The organism is Planktothrix sp. (assembly GCF_046067725.1).
In the GTDB taxonomy this organism is placed as follows: Bacteria; Cyanobacteriota; Cyanobacteriia; order Cyanobacteriales; family Microcoleaceae; genus Planktothrix.
In genome coordinates this window covers 1-18,029 of record NZ_JBJUDF010000297.1, presented here as the reverse complement: position 1 = coordinate 18,029, position 18,029 = coordinate 1, and the positions used below count along the sequence as shown (strand labels likewise).

17 protein-coding genes are annotated in these 18,029 nt (G+C 40.0%); 9 read left to right on the top strand and 8 right to left on the bottom strand.

Going from position 1 to position 18,029, the window contains the following annotated elements; translation table 11 throughout:
* On the bottom strand, nucleotides 1-464 hold a 464-nt coding region (locus ACKPEB_RS18410), incomplete at its 3' end, for a CHAT domain-containing protein (RefSeq protein WP_408966427.1).
* Nucleotides 465-767: 303 nt separating this feature from the next.
* On the opposite strand from ACKPEB_RS18410, the gene psbP reads away from it, so the two are divergent.
* Both psbP and ACKPEB_RS18400 read left to right on the top strand, forming a co-directional pair.
* Nucleotides 768-1,313, top strand: a complete 546-nt coding sequence (psbP, locus tag ACKPEB_RS18405; RefSeq protein WP_408966426.1) for a photosystem II reaction center PsbP — start codon at nucleotides 768-770, stop codon at nucleotides 1,311-1,313.
* Nucleotides 1,314-1,331: 18 nt separating this feature from the next.
* Complete coding sequence (locus tag ACKPEB_RS18400) at nucleotides 1,332-1,955, top strand: nucleoside triphosphate pyrophosphatase (RefSeq protein WP_408966425.1); 624 nt, start codon at nucleotides 1,332-1,334, stop codon at nucleotides 1,953-1,955.
* A gap of 412 nt (nucleotides 1,956-2,367) precedes the next feature.
* On the opposite strand, the gene ACKPEB_RS18395 is transcribed toward ACKPEB_RS18400, so the two are convergent.
* The 4 genes from ACKPEB_RS18395 to ACKPEB_RS18380 form a co-directional block, all read right to left on the bottom strand.
* Complete coding sequence (locus tag ACKPEB_RS18395; protein ID WP_408966424.1) at nucleotides 2,368-3,348, bottom strand: homogentisate phytyltransferase; 981 nt, start codon at nucleotides 3,346-3,348, stop codon at nucleotides 2,368-2,370.
* Between the two features lie 320 nt (nucleotides 3,349-3,668).
* The gene (gene glmU / locus ACKPEB_RS18390; protein ID WP_408966423.1) at nucleotides 3,669-5,051 is read right to left on the bottom strand and encodes a bifunctional UDP-N-acetylglucosamine diphosphorylase/glucosamine-1-phosphate N-acetyltransferase GlmU; all 1,383 of its coding nucleotides are present in this window, start codon (nucleotides 5,049-5,051) and stop codon (nucleotides 3,669-3,671) included.
* A gap of 61 nt (nucleotides 5,052-5,112) precedes the next feature.
* On the bottom strand, nucleotides 5,113-5,991 hold the full coding sequence (locus tag ACKPEB_RS18385) for a tRNA (5-methylaminomethyl-2-thiouridine)(34)-methyltransferase MnmD (protein WP_408966422.1): 879 nt from the start codon (nucleotides 5,989-5,991) through the stop codon (nucleotides 5,113-5,115).
* A gap of 68 nt (nucleotides 5,992-6,059) precedes the next feature.
* Nucleotides 6,060-6,230 (bottom strand): hypothetical protein, encoded by a 171-nt coding sequence (locus ACKPEB_RS18380; protein WP_408966421.1) that lies wholly within the window; start codon nucleotides 6,228-6,230, stop codon nucleotides 6,060-6,062.
* A gap of 148 nt (nucleotides 6,231-6,378) precedes the next feature.
* Here ACKPEB_RS18380 and ACKPEB_RS18375 point away from each other — a divergent pair, with 148 nt between their 5' ends.
* The 6 genes from ACKPEB_RS18375 (at nucleotide 6,379) to ACKPEB_RS18350 (ending at nucleotide 12,280) form a co-directional block, all read left to right on the top strand.
* Nucleotides 6,379-7,215 carry a sulfurtransferase gene (locus tag ACKPEB_RS18375; RefSeq protein WP_408966420.1) on the top strand — a complete coding sequence of 279 codons (837 nt, stop codon included), beginning with the start codon at nucleotides 6,379-6,381 and terminating at the stop codon, nucleotides 7,213-7,215.
* 102 nt (nucleotides 7,216-7,317) lie between these two features.
* On the top strand, nucleotides 7,318-8,145 hold the full coding sequence (locus ACKPEB_RS18370; RefSeq protein ID WP_408966419.1) for a thiazole synthase: 828 nt from the start codon (nucleotides 7,318-7,320) through the stop codon (nucleotides 8,143-8,145).
* A gap of 65 nt (nucleotides 8,146-8,210) precedes the next feature.
* Complete coding sequence (gene psb34 / locus ACKPEB_RS18365; protein WP_408966418.1) at nucleotides 8,211-8,381, top strand: photosystem II assembly protein Psb34; 171 nt, start codon at nucleotides 8,211-8,213, stop codon at nucleotides 8,379-8,381.
* A gap of 186 nt (nucleotides 8,382-8,567) precedes the next feature.
* Nucleotides 8,568-10,478 carry a tetratricopeptide repeat protein gene (locus tag ACKPEB_RS18360; protein ID WP_408966417.1) on the top strand — a complete coding sequence of 637 codons (1,911 nt, stop codon included), beginning with the start codon at nucleotides 8,568-8,570 and terminating at the stop codon, nucleotides 10,476-10,478.
* A 110-nt stretch (nucleotides 10,479-10,588) separates the two neighbouring features.
* Nucleotides 10,589-11,281 (top strand): response regulator transcription factor, encoded by a 693-nt coding sequence (locus ACKPEB_RS18355; protein WP_408966416.1) that lies wholly within the window; start codon nucleotides 10,589-10,591, stop codon nucleotides 11,279-11,281.
* Between the two features lie 318 nt (nucleotides 11,282-11,599).
* Nucleotides 11,600-12,280 carry a response regulator transcription factor gene (locus ACKPEB_RS18350; RefSeq protein ID WP_408966415.1) on the top strand — a complete coding sequence of 227 codons (681 nt, stop codon included), beginning with the start codon at nucleotides 11,600-11,602 and terminating at the stop codon, nucleotides 12,278-12,280.
* 183 nt (nucleotides 12,281-12,463) lie between these two features.
* Here ACKPEB_RS18350 and ACKPEB_RS18345 read toward each other — a convergent pair whose 3' ends face one another.
* A complete protein-coding gene (locus tag ACKPEB_RS18345; protein WP_408966414.1) occupies nucleotides 12,464-12,682 on the bottom strand; it encodes a DUF2811 domain-containing protein in 219 nt (72 codons plus the stop codon).
* Nucleotides 12,683-13,605: 923 nt separating this feature from the next.
* On the opposite strand from ACKPEB_RS18345, the gene ACKPEB_RS18340 reads away from it, so the two are divergent.
* On the top strand, nucleotides 13,606-15,615 hold the full coding sequence (locus tag ACKPEB_RS18340) for an ATP-binding protein (protein ID WP_408966413.1): 2,010 nt from the start codon (nucleotides 13,606-13,608) through the stop codon (nucleotides 15,613-15,615).
* 33 nt (nucleotides 15,616-15,648) lie between these two features.
* Here ACKPEB_RS18340 and ACKPEB_RS18335 read toward each other — a convergent pair whose 3' ends face one another.
* Both ACKPEB_RS18335 and trpB read right to left on the bottom strand, forming a co-directional pair.
* The gene (locus tag ACKPEB_RS18335) at nucleotides 15,649-16,662 is read right to left on the bottom strand and encodes a Gfo/Idh/MocA family protein (protein WP_408966412.1); all 1,014 of its coding nucleotides are present in this window, start codon (nucleotides 16,660-16,662) and stop codon (nucleotides 15,649-15,651) included.
* 60 nt (nucleotides 16,663-16,722) lie between these two features.
* On the bottom strand, nucleotides 16,723-17,973 hold the full coding sequence (gene trpB, locus ACKPEB_RS18330; RefSeq protein ID WP_408966411.1) for a tryptophan synthase subunit beta: 1,251 nt from the start codon (nucleotides 17,971-17,973) through the stop codon (nucleotides 16,723-16,725).
* Nucleotides 17,974-18,029: the final 56 nt, after the last annotated feature.

Below are 18,029 nucleotides of genomic sequence, written 5' to 3'. Positions count from 1 at the left end.
TAAAAAGCAACAGAAAAGGTAATAGAGGCTTTATCCCCTACCACTTTCTTCATCCCTAATACATAATCGACATATTGACTAATAGCTTCTGCTTGAACTTCTGAATAACAAGCATTTAAAATTACACATTCAACACTTTTTTTAGCAAATAATCTAAACATACTGGCGAGAGTTTTCGTCTCCAGTAAGACCATTTTTCCCGTCTCATCTTCGAGGACAATTCCCTCTTGTCCGACTCCATGTCCGCAGAAATGAACAATTTGCGGTTGATAATCTAATATAGCTCGATAGAAATCACGAGAACGAACGGCCCATTTTTGTTCTAATTTAAACTGATGTCGTTTGTTAGCTCGTCGCAATCCTTCGTCTATTTCTCGGACTTCTTCATCTAACCGCAGGGGGGCTGTATTCTTGGGGTTAGCGGCTAGAATCAGAATAGTTTTCACACTATCATTATTATTCATTAATCAACAAAAAATATTTCTGGTATGTTTAGAACTGGCTAGTAACGATTTAACACATCAATTAATAATTGTCAATGGATAGAGAACTTTCATGTCAAAATTATGGGTTTAAATCTTCAAATTATCCCTTCTTTTTGAAAAATGCTAGATATCAATCATTAATCCCGAATTATTTAACAATTTTAAAGCCTAATTTCTAAAACTTGAAACCAAATGCACGAATAATGAGAAAATAAGAAAACTGGAATCAGCTTGATCACAGTCAAACGCACTCATTCAAGATTTCATAAGGGAAACGCTCAGATGTTTAAACGAATTTTGGCGATCGCTTTAGTCTGTTTTAGCCTTAGCTTGACAGGCTGTGTCTCCGTAGGTGGGGGATTAAATAGCTTTGTGGATACCGCCGATGGTTATGAATTTGTCTATCCCAATGGATGGGTACAGGTGAGTGTCTCCAATGGTGCCGATACCGTATTTCACGATATGATTGAACAAAGTGAAAATATCAGTGTCGTGATTAATCCGATTTCTAATCCTAATCAAACTTTATCCGAGATTGGAACTCCCACAGAAGTTGGATATACCTTAAGTAAAAAAGCGATCGCTCCTGAAGGTTCAGGACGTACCGCCGAATTAATTAATGCTGAGTCCTATGAAAAAGGTTCTAACCTTTATTATTGGTTAGAATATGCGGTTGAATTACCGAATCAGCAAAAACGCCATGATTTTGCTAGTGTTACCATTAGTCGGGGAAATCTGTTTACCTTAAATGTTTCTACCACTGAAAAACGCTGGGAAAAAGCGCAACAACTGTTAAAACAAGTTGTTCAATCGTTTAAAGTGTATTAATTTATAACTTTTGAATTCATGACTCAGCCAAATCGAATCACATTGATTTTAGCATCTGCTTCTCCGGCTCGCAAACGGTTATTAGAAACGGTAGGAATTCAACCGAAAATTTGTCCGAGTGAGTTTGATGAATCTCTGATTCAAGATTCTGATCCGGTACAGTTAGTTCAAAAACTGGCTCAAGCGAAAGCAGAAGTTGTCACCCAAACTTTGATTGATTCTCCTCAACAACAGGATGAAATGATGTTAGTTTTGGGGTGTGATTCGGTTTTGGCTCTTGATGGAGAAATTTATGGTAAACCTGCTAATCCTGAAGAAGCGATCGCTCGTTGGTTAACCATGCGCGGTCAAGTTGGACAACTGCATACGGGTCATGCGTTAATTCAGGTTTCGACCCCAAAAATTATCGTTCATTGTCAAACCACCCAGGTCTATTTTGCTAATATTTCTGATCAAGAAATTAAGGCTTATATTAATACTCAAGAACCGTTAAACTGTGCTGGATGTTTTGCAATTGAAGGAAAAGGCGGTTTATTTGTAGATAAAATAGAAGGATGTCATACTAATGTGATTGGATTGAGTTTACCGTTATTGAGAACCATGATTCAAGAATTTGGATATGATATTACGGATTTCTGGTAGTTGGAAATACACCTATTATTAACACCGCTAGATGGGGGGGACGGATGCTGACGGAAATCAGGCTTTTTACGTCAATGCACAAAATGGCGTTTTTGTCAAGGGGTCGATTTCGTACCCCATCTGTAAACCCGAAAATTGATGTTTCGCTACGTTCTAATTTTGTTAACTGATTCTGATATTTAACGAGAGAATCAGGGTTTTAGCCTTCGTTTTAGCGAGTAGACACAATAACCCCTTGGGAGGTGTTTTTTATAGTCTACCAGAACCCCGATGATTTCGTCAAGTATTTGAGAATTATTTTCAATCAAATATCAAAATTTCCTGACAAAGTTTTAAAAAACAAAACTATTGACCTAAAATGATTATCAAAACTTATCTAAAATGGGGTGCATCGGGTTTTCTTTTATATCCTCTAGGACAGTAGACAGGAAAGAGGAAAAATCAGATATTCTAGGAAAAAGAGTTTCCAAATAAATTGATAAAATTGGGCGATAGATTGTTGGGAGCTTAAATCAACTTGTTGACTACGCGACCATAAGACAATTAATAAAACAACATGAGTTAATCCTAAAAATAGGGGATTGACAAAGGATTGTAAGAAAAAACTGCCTAGAATCATGCCAAGATAGCAGCTAGTCAATATCCATCGAGATAAATTAAAGACGGTTACAGTTCCTAATTTAACGGTTAAGGTGTTAATTTGGAATTGGCGATCGCCTTCTAAATCAGGAATATCTTTAGAAATGGCGATCGCTACGCTAAACACTAAAATAAATAACGTTAACGCTAAAACCGAAGGTGGAATAACGGGAATTAAGGGGATTGATTGTTGTGATAAAACCCAGTTAAAGTGTAAATATAATCCTAAATTAACAATAACACCTCGAACGGTAAAAATACAAAAAGCCGCCCAAAAGGGAAACCGTTTTAACCGAATGGGAGGTAAAGAATAAATAGTTCCTAAGAACAAACTCATTCCCACCATCCCTAATAGATAATACCCCTGAAAAGCTGCAATGGTTAAGGCTAATATTCCTGTCATTGCAACAATTAGTTGACCTTGAAACCGGGAATATTCCCCAGAAGCGAGGGGTAAATTGGGTTTATTAATTTGATCAATTTCGATATCTTGGAGTTGGTTTAATCCCACAATATAAATATTGCCACAAATACAAGCTAACCAACTGAAAAATAAAGTCAACCCTTGTAAACTTAAACCCGGAAATTGCCTTAACTCACTTAACGCAATTAAATACATCCCTAAGACACTTAAGGTTGTACCGATAATGGTATGGGGACGAGAAAACTTCCAAAACGAGTATAACCCTGGAAAATTCTGTTGAATTAAATTAGGGGAAGAAATAACAGTTGGGGGAGATGAAACTTTGGTCATATTTCAAAAGACTTTGATCTTCTAAATGCTATCTTATACCCAATCCAGTTGTCATACTCATCGAATGCTGACGCTTGATTGTCATTCTGAACGCAGTGAAGAATCTCAAGGTGTTCTCGCCGAATCATCAGAGATCCTTCATGTCGCTTCGCTCTATTCAGGATGACAATTTTCAAGGAGTTTTGACAAACGGATTTAGTATTATTCTTGGCTAATTTTTCACCCCTACTATTAGTAGGGATTAATGCTTCAGGGTTTAGCATTAACCATTAGTTTCTGTCCTTACCCTTCCGGCTGCTGCTATCAATTATTAGATGATATTATTCGGATTGTAAACGCCAACCAGGTTTAATCACTTGACGTTCACGAGCGATGACTAAACTATCATCGGGAACATCATCAGTAACAATAGAACCCGCCGCGACGGTGACATCTGTTCCCAAGGTCAGAGGCGCGACTAAAACACTATTTGATCCGGTTTTTGTCCGATCTCCTATGGTTGTTCGATGTTTTTTCACCCCATCATAATTAGCGGTAATGGTTCCCGCACCAATATTAACTTTATCTCCTAATGTCGCATCTCCCAAATAAGATAAATGGGCAATATTGGTGGAAGTTCCGACTTGTGTATTTTTCAATTCCACAAAATTTCCAATGCGACATCCTTGACCCACATTTGCATGACCTCGTAAATGAGCATAGGGGCCAATGCGGGTTTCATCTGCAATTAAGCTATCAGAAACAACGGAAAACTGTATGGTGACATTTTTTCCAATCTGACTATTTTCGATTAAACTTCCAGGGCCAATACGGCTTCCGGTTTGAATGATTGTATTTCCTCGTAGGTGGGTTTGGGGTTCCAGAATCACATCCGGTTCTAACTGTACCGTATCATCAATCGTGATACTATCTGGGTCAATCATGGTGACTCCCGCCGCCATCCAATTGGTTTTGACCCAATCTTGTAAAACATGATAGGCATTAGCGAGATGTTGACGACTATTAATCCCTAGAATTTCTCGATAATCATCCACATCCACCGCCATCACTTGATCTAAAAGATGAACGGTATCAGTCAGATAATATTCCTGTTGATCATTATCCGCTTTTAGCTGAGGTAAAATTTCTGCTAATTTCGGCCAATGAAAACAATAAACCCCAGCATTAATGCGATGATTTTTACGTTGAGCATCGGTACAATCTCGATCTTCAACAATTTGCTTGACTAAATTTTGGCTATCACAAAAAACTCGACCATATCCCGTTGGGTTGGGTAAATGAGCCGCCAATAAGGTTGCTGCATTTCCGTGTTCTTTGTGAATGTTAATTAACTGTTCTAACGTATCAGGACGTAATAAAGGGACATCCCCATTTAAAACTAATAAATCCCCGGTAAAATCTTTTAAGGTGGGGAGTAATTGTTGAATGGCGTGACCTGTTCCTAGTTGTTGTTTTTGTTCAACAAATTCTAAAGTCGGTTGATGATTGTTTCCGTTTGTAATAGCATCCGTTTGTTGAAGAGAATTGCGGACTAAATCAGCGCCATAGCCGACAATGACTAATCGACGACAAGGGTGCAACGGAACACAACTTTCTAAAACCCGTTGAACTAAAGTCCGTCCGCCCAATTCATGTAAGACCTTGGGAAGATCTGATTTCATGCGAGTACCGCGTCCCGCCGCTAAAATTGCTACCGCTACCATCTACCGTTTTGGTTTCAATTGTGAGTAATAGACACGATCAACCGCATCCTAACTTATCTTTTCATAAGATGGACTCACTGCGCCATCGTTTCTTCCAATGAGATGTGGGTTCCAGGGAGGAAATGTCTTGTTCGGCTTGACGACGCAGGCTAATCACCTCGGCTGTATCAGATAAATCAGGATCTCGATAGGGAACGGCGGCGCGGGTTTGTAAATGTTCCTGTTCTTGGAGAGAAAGGGGAGGTAAACCCTCTGGGTCAAAACTCGCAATGGTTCCGGGTGTGCGTCGTCCAACCGGAGAGGTAGACCCAATCTTTAAGCCAGCTTCGAGTAACGCTTGTCTGACCGCCGCCGCACAGGAATAAGTGGCTAACTGTCCCTGGGGTTTGAGACATTGAGCCACTAAGGTTAAAAATTCGACTGTCCACAGTTGGGGACAATGGGGGGGTGAAAAGGGATCTAAAAAAATTGCATCAACTTTAAACCCAGAATTACAGACGCTTTGAATACTAGAGCGAGCATCCGCAATCATTAAATCAGCATTCAATAATTGAGTTTTTAAAGTATAATTTTTAGCGAGTTCTTTTAAAATATCTTGAATTAAATCAGGATAGGAATTGAGTAAGTTAAACTCTAAAGTTGCTTGGGGAATTCGTTGATCAAATTCTAAACCTACCCATTTAATTTTACAGTGAGGATTAGTTTCCCAAATCGTCGTTAAAGCGGCTGCTGTATTATATCCTAATCCGTAACAAATATCCAGTAAACATAAAGAAGAAGTTTCAGCTTTTTTTCTTAATTGCAAAGGTTCTACAAACTTGAGTTCGGCTTCCTGTTTCGCCCCAAAATGACTATGAAATAATTCTCCAAATTCTGAGGAAAAAAATGTAAACGAACCATCGGCTGTTAATTGAGGTGTTAAGTTTTGATTTTGGATCATTTTTCCTCCTGTCTAGGGTATATAAGCACAACACACGCACCGTTAACGATTGATCATAACCAACTGATTCAATGGTTTTTCAAGGCTGATGCAATATTGAGGGAAATGGTAACATGAGCATCACTCGACCCCGCCATCCCATCAACTTTCCCTTGGATATATTCATGCTTGATCAAACTGTTCTTTTCAGCTTCGAGATAATCGTCACGCGCCCTATCGGTTTGAGGATGAGCAATCATAACGTTTTTCCTGATTTCTGTAAAAAAGATTAAAGCAATTCTATTTAAGAATCCGATATGATAATTATAAAACAAATTGCTTTTGATCAAGAGTAAGCTTTTCAAGGCTTGTCATAAACCTTTAGGTCAAATTATTATCAAGATTGCTATGACTGCATCTCAACTGATTGTTTCCCCAGACTGGTTAGCCAACCATCTCCAAGATCCAAATATCATCATTGTAGATTGTCGGTTTTCTTTAGCCAACCCCCAACTCGGACAACAACAATATCAAGAAAGCCATATTCCAGGTGCTTATTATTTAGATTTAGAGCAAGATTTATCCAGTCCGATTCAAAAACACGGCGGACGTCACCCTTTACCTGAACCTGAAAAACTCGCCCAAAAATTATCGGAAATTGGCATAACCTCTCAACAAACTTTAGTCGTCGCCTATGATGATTCTCGATTTGCTTTCGCTTCTCGTTTGTGGTGGTTATTGCGTTATTATGGACATCAACCTGTTGTTTTATTAGATGGGGGGTTTAGCCAATGGAAAAATTTAGGATATCCCATAACCTCAGAATTACCTCATACAAAATTAGGGCAATTTACCCCTAAAATTCATTCTGAAATGTGGGTTGATATTGAAACTGTCAAAGCTCGAAAAGATTTACCCGGAGTCGTTGTTGTAGATTCCCGTGAACCGGATCGTTATTTAGGCAAAACCGAACCCATTGACCCCATTGCAGGTTCAATTCCAGGGGCGGTTAATTATCCTTGGCAAGAGGTGACAGAACCGACAGGATTTGTGAAAGTCAATGAACAATCTCAACGCTGGGAACCGATTCAAACGGCTGAAGAAATTATTGTTTATTGTGGTTCAGGAGTAACCGCCTGTGTGAATTTATTATCCTTAGAATTAGCGGGAATTCATCAAGCTAAACTCTATGGAGGCAGTTGGAGTGATTGGTGTTCCTATTTAATTGAAGAACAAAAAAAATGATTTTATATGAATAAAAAATACTTTATTGTAGAAGAACGATCAGTTTTTACCTGAATTCAATTACAATAAAAATTGAACATTTTTAAAGCAGGATTAATACCAATGCAAACCCTAGAAAAACCAACCCCATCTCTTCTGGATACCTCCTTAACCATTGCGGGAAAAACCTTCAAATCTCGGTTAATGACCGGAAGTGGGAAATATCGAAATCTTCAAGAAATGCAGGATAGTATTGCAGCCAGTGGTTGTGAAATTGTCACCGTTGCTGTTAGACGAGTCCAAACCCAAGCACCCGGACATGAAGGGTTAGCCGAAGCCATCGACTGGAGTAAAATTTGGATGCTTCCCAATACCGCCGGATGTCAAACCGCCGAAGATGCCATTCGAGTCGCCAGACTAGGGCGGGAAATGGCAAAACTATTAGGTCAGGAAGACAATAATTTTGTCAAATTAGAAGTGATTCCCGATAGTAAATATTTGCTGCCTGACCCGATTGGAACCTTAGAAGCGGCGGAACAGTTAGTCAAAGAAGGATTTGCCGTTTTACCTTATATTAATGCCGATCCCTTGTTAGCGAAACGATTAGAAGAAGCGGGTTGTGCAACCGTGATGCCTTTAGGATCTCCCATTGGTTCAGGACAAGGAATTAGGAACGCTGCTAATATTGCCATCATTATTGAGAATGCCAAAATTCCCGTTGTGGTGGATGCCGGAATTGGGGCACCGAGTGAAGCAACCTTAGCAATGGAAATGGGTGCAGATGCCTTATTAATTAATTCTGCCATTGCCTTAGCCCAAAACCCAGTCATCATGGCAAAAGCCATGGGAATTGCCACCGAAGCCGGACGTTTAGCGTATCTCGCTGGACGCATCCCGGTTAAAACCTACGCTGAGGCATCTTCCCCCTTAACAGGGACTATTACCAGTTAATGTTTTGTTTTTGTGTAAATTTTTGTTATGGTTGATCTCAGATAGTAATCTATGGATTTTTACTCATGCCTTATACAACCGAAGAAGGTGGACGGCTTAATAACTTCGCGGTCGAACCTAAAGTTTATACAGCCGAACCCCCGAACAATTCACAAAAACGGAATTATCTCATTGGTGGTGTTGCTGGGATTGTCTTAGTGGTGGGTTTAGTTGTCCTCGCTGCTTTTGTCTCCTAGACCAGCAACAATATGACTCCAGGTGGGTTTAGGGAATTTTTTGTCCATCTCGAAGATTCAACCCAACCCGTCTCTCTAAATGGGAATTGAGTAGGGACGGGTTATCGCAAAATTAAGCGGTTCCCTGTTCCCCATGCCTTTGCATAGAAGGATATAAGCAGAGGTGTCATAGCTTAAAGGCTGAACATGGGGACGAGTAACCATTCTTCTGTTATTTTATCAGAAACGAATCAACGCACTTATCATCGCTTACAACAAGCGCTGCGTTTACAACTTCGTCATCAAATTTTTATTGCTGTTTGTGATAATATTAATCTACGCAATTATCTTGCCCAACAGTTAGAAACCGATTTATTATCCCCCAATCAATCTAAAATTTCTTCACCCTTAATTCGTTTAAAACTTGATTTAAGTGACCCAAATCCTTTTGAAGCGATCGCTAGGTGGTCTGCTCAAAATCCATCGAATTTAGAACATCAACCAATTATCGGATTTCAAATTTTAGGAGTCGAACATCTTACCCGCCAACCTCCCGCTATCCAATGGTCATTTTTACGATATTTACGAACCTTAGAACAGTATCTTGAACAGTTAGAATTTAGCCTTTTGTTGTGGATTTCTTCTCCTTGGTTATGTTGTATTGAACAATCAGCACCGGAATTTTGGAATCGGCGCACCGGGGTGTTTGAATGGATTAGTGATCCGACTCCCAGTGATGTAGATGCTTCTAGTGTTTCTGAATTCAGCACCGAGGAAAAAACACCCGATCCGTTAAAACAACTCCTCGATCAAATTCAATCTCTTCAAGAACAACCTGCTTCATTTTCCCTGCGCCAAGCTTATCAACAATTAGGGACAATTTATCGTGATCGCATTATAGCCGGAGACAAGACAGAACTCAACTATACATTAGGAATTCAAGCTTATGAAAAAGCCTTAGAAATCATACCAGAAACCTCATTTCAGTTGAATCATGGATCTGAACCTGACAACTTTATTGAAATCTGGAATGACTTAGGAACCTTGTATTGGATGAGATTTCACCAACAAATTCCAGAAAAAAACGTTTCAGCGAATGTGTTAGTTGATTTAGAACAAAGCCTTATTTGTTATCAAAATTCTTTAATGAAAACCGATCCTGAAATCGAACCGGATCTATATATTAAAATTCAAAAAAACTTAGGAATAGCCTATAGTAATTTAGCCACCTGGCAAGATACCACTCAAAATTTAGAACAGTCAATAATTGCGTATACAGAAGCGTTATCTTATCTGAAGTTAACCGCAGATCAAGTTAATTCTGTTCAGATAGAAGATTATGCCACGATTCAAAATAATTTAGGAACTTTGTATTGGAAATTGGCACAACAAAGCCAACCCATTCCTCACCTGAAAGCGGCTATTACGGCCTATACTGAGGCGATGAAATTTTACACCCCACAACAAGATCCCCTCAACTATGGGTTGCTACAAACGAATTTAGGAACCGCTTATTGGACACTCAGCCAACATCAACCCTCAGCCAAATTGCTTTTGCAAGCGATTCAAGCTTATCATCAAGCCCTAACTTATCGGACGCCCGAATCGGCTCCCATAGCCTGCGCTGCCACCTATAATAATTTAGGCATAGCTTATTGGCATTTAGCCAACCACTATCAAAAGTCAGAGATTCGTGCTAGATTGCTGAAAAGGGCTATTGTCGCCTATTCAAAGGCGTTGTCAATTGCTCGTTGTCTAAGCCCAACCCAACTCACGTTTGACCCGTTAGCAACTCATAATAACCTGGGGCTAACTCACTACCAACTGGCAACAGACTCTAACTTACCTCTGTTGCAAACCACTCGCATTTCTTTATTAAAAACCGCACTCAAACACCATCTTCAAGCGGATATTAATGGGCTGACACAGCCAGAAACAAAACCATTGACTATTGGTGCCATCTCCGACTCAAAGCTTGCTGAACATCATCAAACGACTTTGAGTTATTTGCTTAAAACCATTCGCGCCTTCTACAATGAGTCTGGGTTACAGGGGCAAAACCTGGCTTTATCTCAGATTCCAGGTCATCTACTACCCGAAATCTTACGGGTTCTGTAACACAATACAACTAAATTGGCATTTTGTTAGGTCTAGGTTCAACTTTTCCATTAACATTGAGATGTCTATTTAATCCTTCTGGTTCAACCTTCTGCTCAATATGGGTGGTTATGGCATCTGCAAAGATTCTCGTGGTCGATGACGATCCAGCAATACGAAACTTAATCAGTCGCTATCTTGGCCAACAAGACTATGAAGTTGACACGGCTGGTGATGGCCAGTCGGCATTGGAAAGGTTTGAACTCTTCAATCCTGACTTAGTGGTATTGGATCTGAATCTACCCGATACAACAGGTTTAGCATTATGCCGAGAAATGCAAAGTCGAACCAGTGTATTTATCCTAATGCTAACCAGCGAAAAAGATCCTAAACTGGGACTCAAGGAGGGAGCCGATGACTTTGTAACCAAACCCTTTGATTTAGAAGAGTTAAACCTTCGGATCAAAGCGATTTTAAAGCGTCAACGAACTCCTTGTGATACACAACCCAAAAATTTAGTTTATGGAGATTTAATCATCGATCCCAATCGTCGAGAAGTGCATATTCGGGGTGAATTAATCGCGCTGAGTGCCTTAGAATTTGATTTATTGTATTGTTTAGCTCGTAAACCGGGTCGAGCTTGGCGACGGGCTGAATTATTGCAAGAAGTATGGGATTATGAGTATGAAGGAGAGCAGCGAGTGGTTGATGTTCATATCGGTCAAATTCGTAAAAAAATTGAACCCGATGCGGATAAACCGTCCTTTATAAAAACGATTCGGGGTGTAGGATATATGTTTGATCGGCGCAACAGCGAACGTTAATTGTCGTGGGTGATAGCTCTAATTTTTTAACGGTTACTGTTGGTTTGATCACAATTGTCTGATTCAAAGGGTAGCTACAGAATTAAGGGGTTGAATGTTATCCTCAAGGCCAGCCTTTGTAACTCCAGTGCTGAAAACTGAGGGCAAGGTTCAACATTTTAAGCAACAGTTATAGCAGGGAACAGAAAATAGGAACCGCGAATAAAGTCCCTTTTTGATAACGGGTTTGAGGTTTTTTTCCTATCAAACATCCTACTGCAATTGCTATAAAGTCTCGGGTTAACCTTTTTACTGACCTCTTCGTTAAATCTTGTAGTCATGACATCGGCAAAGATTCTTGTAGTTGATGATGATCCAGCCATCAGAAATTTAATTAGTCGCTATCTCAGCCAACAAAACTACCATGTAGAGATAGCGTCTGATGGCCATTCGGCGTTGAAAGTCTTTGAACAGTTCAACCCGGATTTAGTCATATTAGATTTGAATCTGCCCGATACCAGTGGTTTAACATTGTGTCAGGAAATGCAAAGTCGAACCAGTGTGTTTATTCTGATGCTAACCAGTGAACAAGATCCTAAACTGGGCTTAAAGCAAGGAGCCGATGATTTTGTTACTAAACCTTTTGATTTAGAAGAATTAACCCTTCGGATTCAAGCGATTTTAAAGCGTTATCGAGTCCCTTCTGATAAACAGCGTCAAAGTTTAACCTATCGCGATTTAACGATTGATCCAAATCGACGGGAAGTTTATCTCAAAGGTGAGTTAGTCACATTAAGTGCGTTGGAATTTGATCTGCTTTATTGTTTAGCGAGTAAACCGGGTCGAGCGTGGGAACGCAAAGAATTATTACGGCAAGTTTGGGGCTATGAAGATGACAGTAGTGAAGCGGGACGGGTGATTGATGTTCATATTGGTCAGATTCGCAAAAAAATTGAACCTGATCCTAAAAATCCTTCTTTTATTCAAACCGTGAGAAGCGTGGGTTATCGCTTTGATTAATAGAGTGGCACTCTGGCTTTGCTGGGGGTGAGATTCTGCAACACCCAGCCTCGGATATCCAGGGTTGCATCCGTTGATGCAGCCCCTTTGATCTGATCCGAAGGCTAACAGAATTTGACAACAGTTTCTTTTCCCGCCTGTTGCTGATTCACCTTAAACAGTCAATTAGGAATGTTTCTTGTCCTAAGACTGAAATAAGGTTTCCAGATAAATACGAGCCGCTTGACGATAACTGCTCGATGCTTCTGGGGTGTTGCTATTTCCATTCTGCAACAAAAAAAGTGACAGGGCGGCGGAAAAAACCCGATCTTGATCCCAGTCTGGGTGGGTCTCCAGATAGCCCTGGAGGGATTCGTGCAGCGTTTCAGGAATTTCGGTCAAGATGCTCACACTTGTGTTCATGAAACTGCTCTCAGGGTGAAGGTACAGGATAACCCACAACTTCAAGTTTGAGGTTGGGCAGGAACTAAGTTCCCAACTTTCCCCTAAGATTTGAAATTGGGTCATCGATTCATTTTGTGCGATCTAGGGGTAGGGTTGTCAATGTTGCAAATTGTTACAAGCTGTCACGGAGTTTCTGGGTACTGACGAGAGAATCGATATTTGAAGGAGATTTTTTGTTACAAATCTTCATCAATAACCCATTTTGATCATTCTTTTCCCAGATTTTGAGGAAATCCCCAATTCCACCAGAAGACCGTCACCTTACCCTTTGTCCTGTGGAAAACCCCGACTAACCTGTGGAAAATCTGGCTCTGACTTGGGGAAAACTTGTGGAATCGGTGGGGAAAAGTTTCTAAAACGATAAGAATTTTAAAGATTTTGGGATCTGGGTCAATCTGCTATGCTTTCAGGGGCTATCAAGAATAGGGAATCAGAAATCAGGGAGGAAAGCCAACACAGTGTGCTGATGAAAATTTTATGTAGAAATCGTTGAAAACGGTGATCAAGTTAAAGGTTTTAATAATCGGAAAAAAGCAATTAAACCAACGTTAATATAAACAAAGTTTATTGAATTTAGATCTCAAATCAAAATACTAGGGGGAATCATTAACCTAGCATTTGTAGTTGTTTGTGGTGCTTGATCAAAAATTTTGGGAAATTAACAGGGGATAGATATTTAAGCATCCATCTTATATAATAATTAAATCTGTTTTTCAGATCTACCGGATTCAGATCGGTTAAAGTCTAAGCATCATTCCTTCATTGTCTCCTGTCTTTTTCCCTTTAGGTTCGACCGATTTTCACCATTTCCTTCTCTGTGTTGCTTTCTGTCTGTTGTCTTCGGTCTTCTGTATCCTATCTCCCGTCTTCTGTCTTCCACTATGCCTAAGTTACGTCAATCTTCCTTTCGTCGGATTCTACTATCGCAGATTTTACTGCTTAGTCTTCCTGTGCTTCTGGTGGGGGAGTATGTTACCTATAGAAAATCTCGTTCTGGCTTACTGGAAATAGCCCGTTTTAATTTAACTGAAAGTGCAACCCAAAAATCACAAACGATTGAGGAATGGATTAATTCTATCAAGTCCAGTTTGAACCTAGCCACGGAAAATCTTGTGTTACAGTCAGGAACCATTCAACAGTATTCTAAGTTCCTGTTCCAACTCCAGAACCAAATTTTTCCACCTGTCAATTGTCTACAGTTGACTCATTTACAAACTGAACAAATTATTGCTAGTACCTGTGGGAGAGAACCCATCTATTCTATCCCTAAAAATTTCTGGCCTTTACAAAAACCTGAACATCCTAAAATTGATATTAATTATTTATCTCCTCCAGCCACGTTACAACAGTCAGATTGGCAAAATCAAGTCAGATTAGTCTTTAGCTCTCCTATTTATATTAATCAAAATAATAAATCGATATTAAAATATGTACTCAGTTTAGAATCGACTTTATATTTAGAAGCAAAAGATCGTCCTAAATCTTTAACCGGATTTACAGTCATTATTGATCAAGGGGGAACGATTATTAGCCATCCTAATCTACAAAAAGTAGGAAGTAACATCGAAGGTGAAGTAGATGCGGGTCGATTAAATAATTTATTATATAATGCGTTAGCGAATCAAAAAAACTCTTTTATTCATCTGTTTTCTGTTGATCAATCTGGAAGAGAACTTTTAGCGGGATACGATGCAATTCCTAGCCCTATTACCCAAGAAACTAATCATCAATGGGTGATTTTAGCTGTTGTTGATTTACAGTCGGCTTTATCAGGATTACAAGATATTAAATCTCTATTAATTTATTTAATTTTATGTTTGGTCATTGCCATTATTTTTGCTGCACTGTATGTTTCCAGAGGTTTAGCACGTCCATTAGAAAAGTTGAGAGATTATGCCTTGAAAGCTAATAATGTAGCAACCCCTGGTCAAGTCCCTCACAATCTTAAAATTCGAGAGTTTAATCAATTAGCGGAAGCTTTAAATACAATGGTGGGCAGTCTTAGAGCCAGAGCACAAGCCTTAGAATATGCGTCTAAAGAAGCTCAAGTTGCGAATCGATTGAAAAATGAATTTTTGCGAGTGGTTTCTCATGAATTAAGAACTCCTTTAAATGGTATTATTAATTCAATTAACCTGATTCAAGATAGATTTTGTGAGAGTCAGGAAGAGGAGGAAGAGTTTCTGAAAATTGCCTATGATTCGAGCAAACATTTATTAAATTTAGTTGATGATATTTTAGATATTGCTTTAATTGAAGAAGGCAAGTTATCGGTCATGCTTGAGCCTACAGATTTAGAAAAAATCTTAAGAGATGCGGTGAATTTAAAAATGGTCGATATTCAACAAAAAGGCTTAACAATTGATCTTCCGGTTCTGAATCAAGCGATGATTGTTCAAGCTGATCCTGATAAGTTAAAGCAAGTTTTGATTAATATCCTTGATAACTCGGTGAAGTTTACCAAATCAGGAGGAATTACAATTTCAACTGGTATTGAATGTATCTCGAATTTAGAAGATAATTCCCCCAGTACCGCCCTTGAGGAAAGGGAAGATAATAGTTCCTTGAAATCTGCTTCCGTGCGATATCAAGTCGTTTTAACCATTAAGGATACAGGAATAGGAATTGTACCCGAACAACAAGACAAAATCTTTGAACCGTTTGCTATGGTCGATGGTTCAACAACACGGGAATTTGGAGGAATTGGATTAGGTTTAGCGATTTCTCGTAGTTTAATGCAAATGATGGGGGGTTATATTATTCTCGATAGTAGTGGATTAAATCAAGGAACCAGCGTGATGATTGGAATTCCCTTCGCGGATATTGATATCAAATCCTCGCCGAATCAAGATTCAATTTCTACTCCTCAAGTGAACTCGGTTTCTATTTAATCTTGAATCTAAGTTCAAAATTCTGATTTTTTGCTATAATAAAACAGGCTGACCGTCCGCTTTTAACGATTCACTTAAGGCACAGAGAATGTTAACCAATTCTGCACCCACCCAACCGGAAGAAATCGGAGAAGGTTGATGATTTTGAATTCCATCCAGAAAGCAATTGCAAACCTGTGCTAAGGGTTCGCGGGGTTCAACCGGAATGATTTCTCGATTTAATCCTGCGGCTTTCCAACTGTTATCAATGCGATTAAAATAACCTTGCTGGATAGACAAAGGCGCGTCTAATTGTAATTCATCAAAAATTAACGTTCCCTGGGTTCCAACGACCGCTAAACGACGTTGTTTATCGGGATTTAACCAACATAAATGTAGAAACGCTTCAAACCCACTTTCGTAGGTTAAATTAGCAATCACTAAATCTGATAATTTCGATTCAGGTTGTAACCAAACGGTTCCTGTGGCTTTAACTTTAATTGGTTTTTCTCCTAACCAAGTGTTAAAAATACCAATATCATGTATGGCTAAATCCCATAACGCATCCACATCTTGCCGCACCGGTTCTAAATGGGTTCGGGTCGCGTAACCATAGCGTAATTCGCCGATTTTCCCTGACTGAATGACCGTTTTTCCTTGTTCGACTGCGGGATGAAATAAATAAGTATGATCAACAAATAATTGCTTGTGTTTTTGTTGCGCTAGTTCACATAATTGTAACGATTCAGACGCACTTAACGTTAAAGGTTTTTCTGTGAAGACATGACAGCCTTTTTTTAAAGCGGCTGAAATTAACGGAAAATGCGTTACCGCAGGGGTAGCAATTACCACCGCCTCTAAATTAGGCAGATTCCAAACCGTTGTTTCATTGGTGACGAAATGAATGGTTTCTGGAAGTTGAAACCGTTCTTTTACCGCTTGTAAACGCTCTGGGTTAGAATCAGCGATCGCTACAATTTTACAGTCAGGATGTTGATGGAAATTCCGAATTAAGTGGACTCCCCAACGACCCGCACCAAAAATAGCAAGATTAATCGGATGGGTCATAACAATTGATTAAAATAGGGGCAGGAAGATCCCGCCCAGCGAGATCTTGAAAAGATAACATTAACCCTCAGAAGGGTTTAGGAATTTTTGCACCGTTTGTACATCTTTATCTCCCCGTCCTGAACAATTTAAAATAATCCGAGGACTGCCTTCTAATTGGGGACAAAGTATTTCTAAATAAGCGATCGCATGGGCCGTTTCCAAGGCGGGAATAATGCCTTCTAAACGAGATAACCGTTGAAACGCATCTAACGCTTGTTGGTCAGTCACACTATAATATTCCGCCCGACCCAAATCTTTTAAATAGCTGTGTTCTGGGCCTACACCCGGATAATCTAACCCAGCACTAATGGAATGGGCTTCCATCACTTGACCATCATCATCTTGTAACAGATAACTCATCGCCCCGTGTAAGACTCCCACTTGACCATGAGTTAAGGTGGCGGCGTGTTTCCCCGTTTCTACCCCTGACCCGGCGGCTTCTACCCCAATAAGGCGCACAGAAGATTCATTCACAAACTCATTAAATAGCCCCATAGCGTTTGAACCGCCACCGACACAAGCTAATAAAATATCGGGTAAACCGCCCCATTTTTCTAAACATTGGCTGCGGGTTTCTAGTCCGATGACATTATGAAAATCTCGGACTATCATGGGATAGGGATGGGGGCCAGCGACGGAACCGAGAATATAATGGGTTGTTTCCACGTTCGTTACCCAGTCGCGGATGGCTTCAGAAGTGGCATCTTTTAACGTTCCAGTACCCGCTTCCACAGGTCGAACTTCCGCCCCTAACAACCGCATTCTAAACACATTGAGGGCTTGACGTTCCATGTCGTGAATGCCCATATAAATCACACAGTCTAGGCCATAGCGGGCGCAAACTGTCGCCGTCGCCACCCCATGTTGACCCGCCCCTGTTTCCGCAATAATGCGTTGTTTACCCATTTTTTTGGCTAACAATGCTTGGGCGAGGGCATTATTAATTTTATGAGCCCCGGTGTGGTTGAGGTCTTCCCGTTTCAGATAAATTTGGGGGCCTGTACCATCGGGTCTAGCATAATGTTGGGTGAGGCGTTCGGCGAAATACAGAGGGCTAGGTCGTCCCACATAGTCCCGCAGCAAGTCTTGGAGTTCCCGTTGAAATTCGGGATCTTGACGATAATGATAATAGGCGGTTTCCAGTTCAGCTAAGGCGGGCATTAAGGTCTCTGGAACGTATTTGCCGCCAAATTGTCCGAAGCGTCCGAGAAGGTCAGGGCGTTGTGTTGCGGTGAGTTGGGGGTTTGGAGGTAAGGGAGTGGTAGTCACGGCGCAAGAAAATTATTAATATTGAACAATTTTCTAATTATATAGCGAGTCTCAAT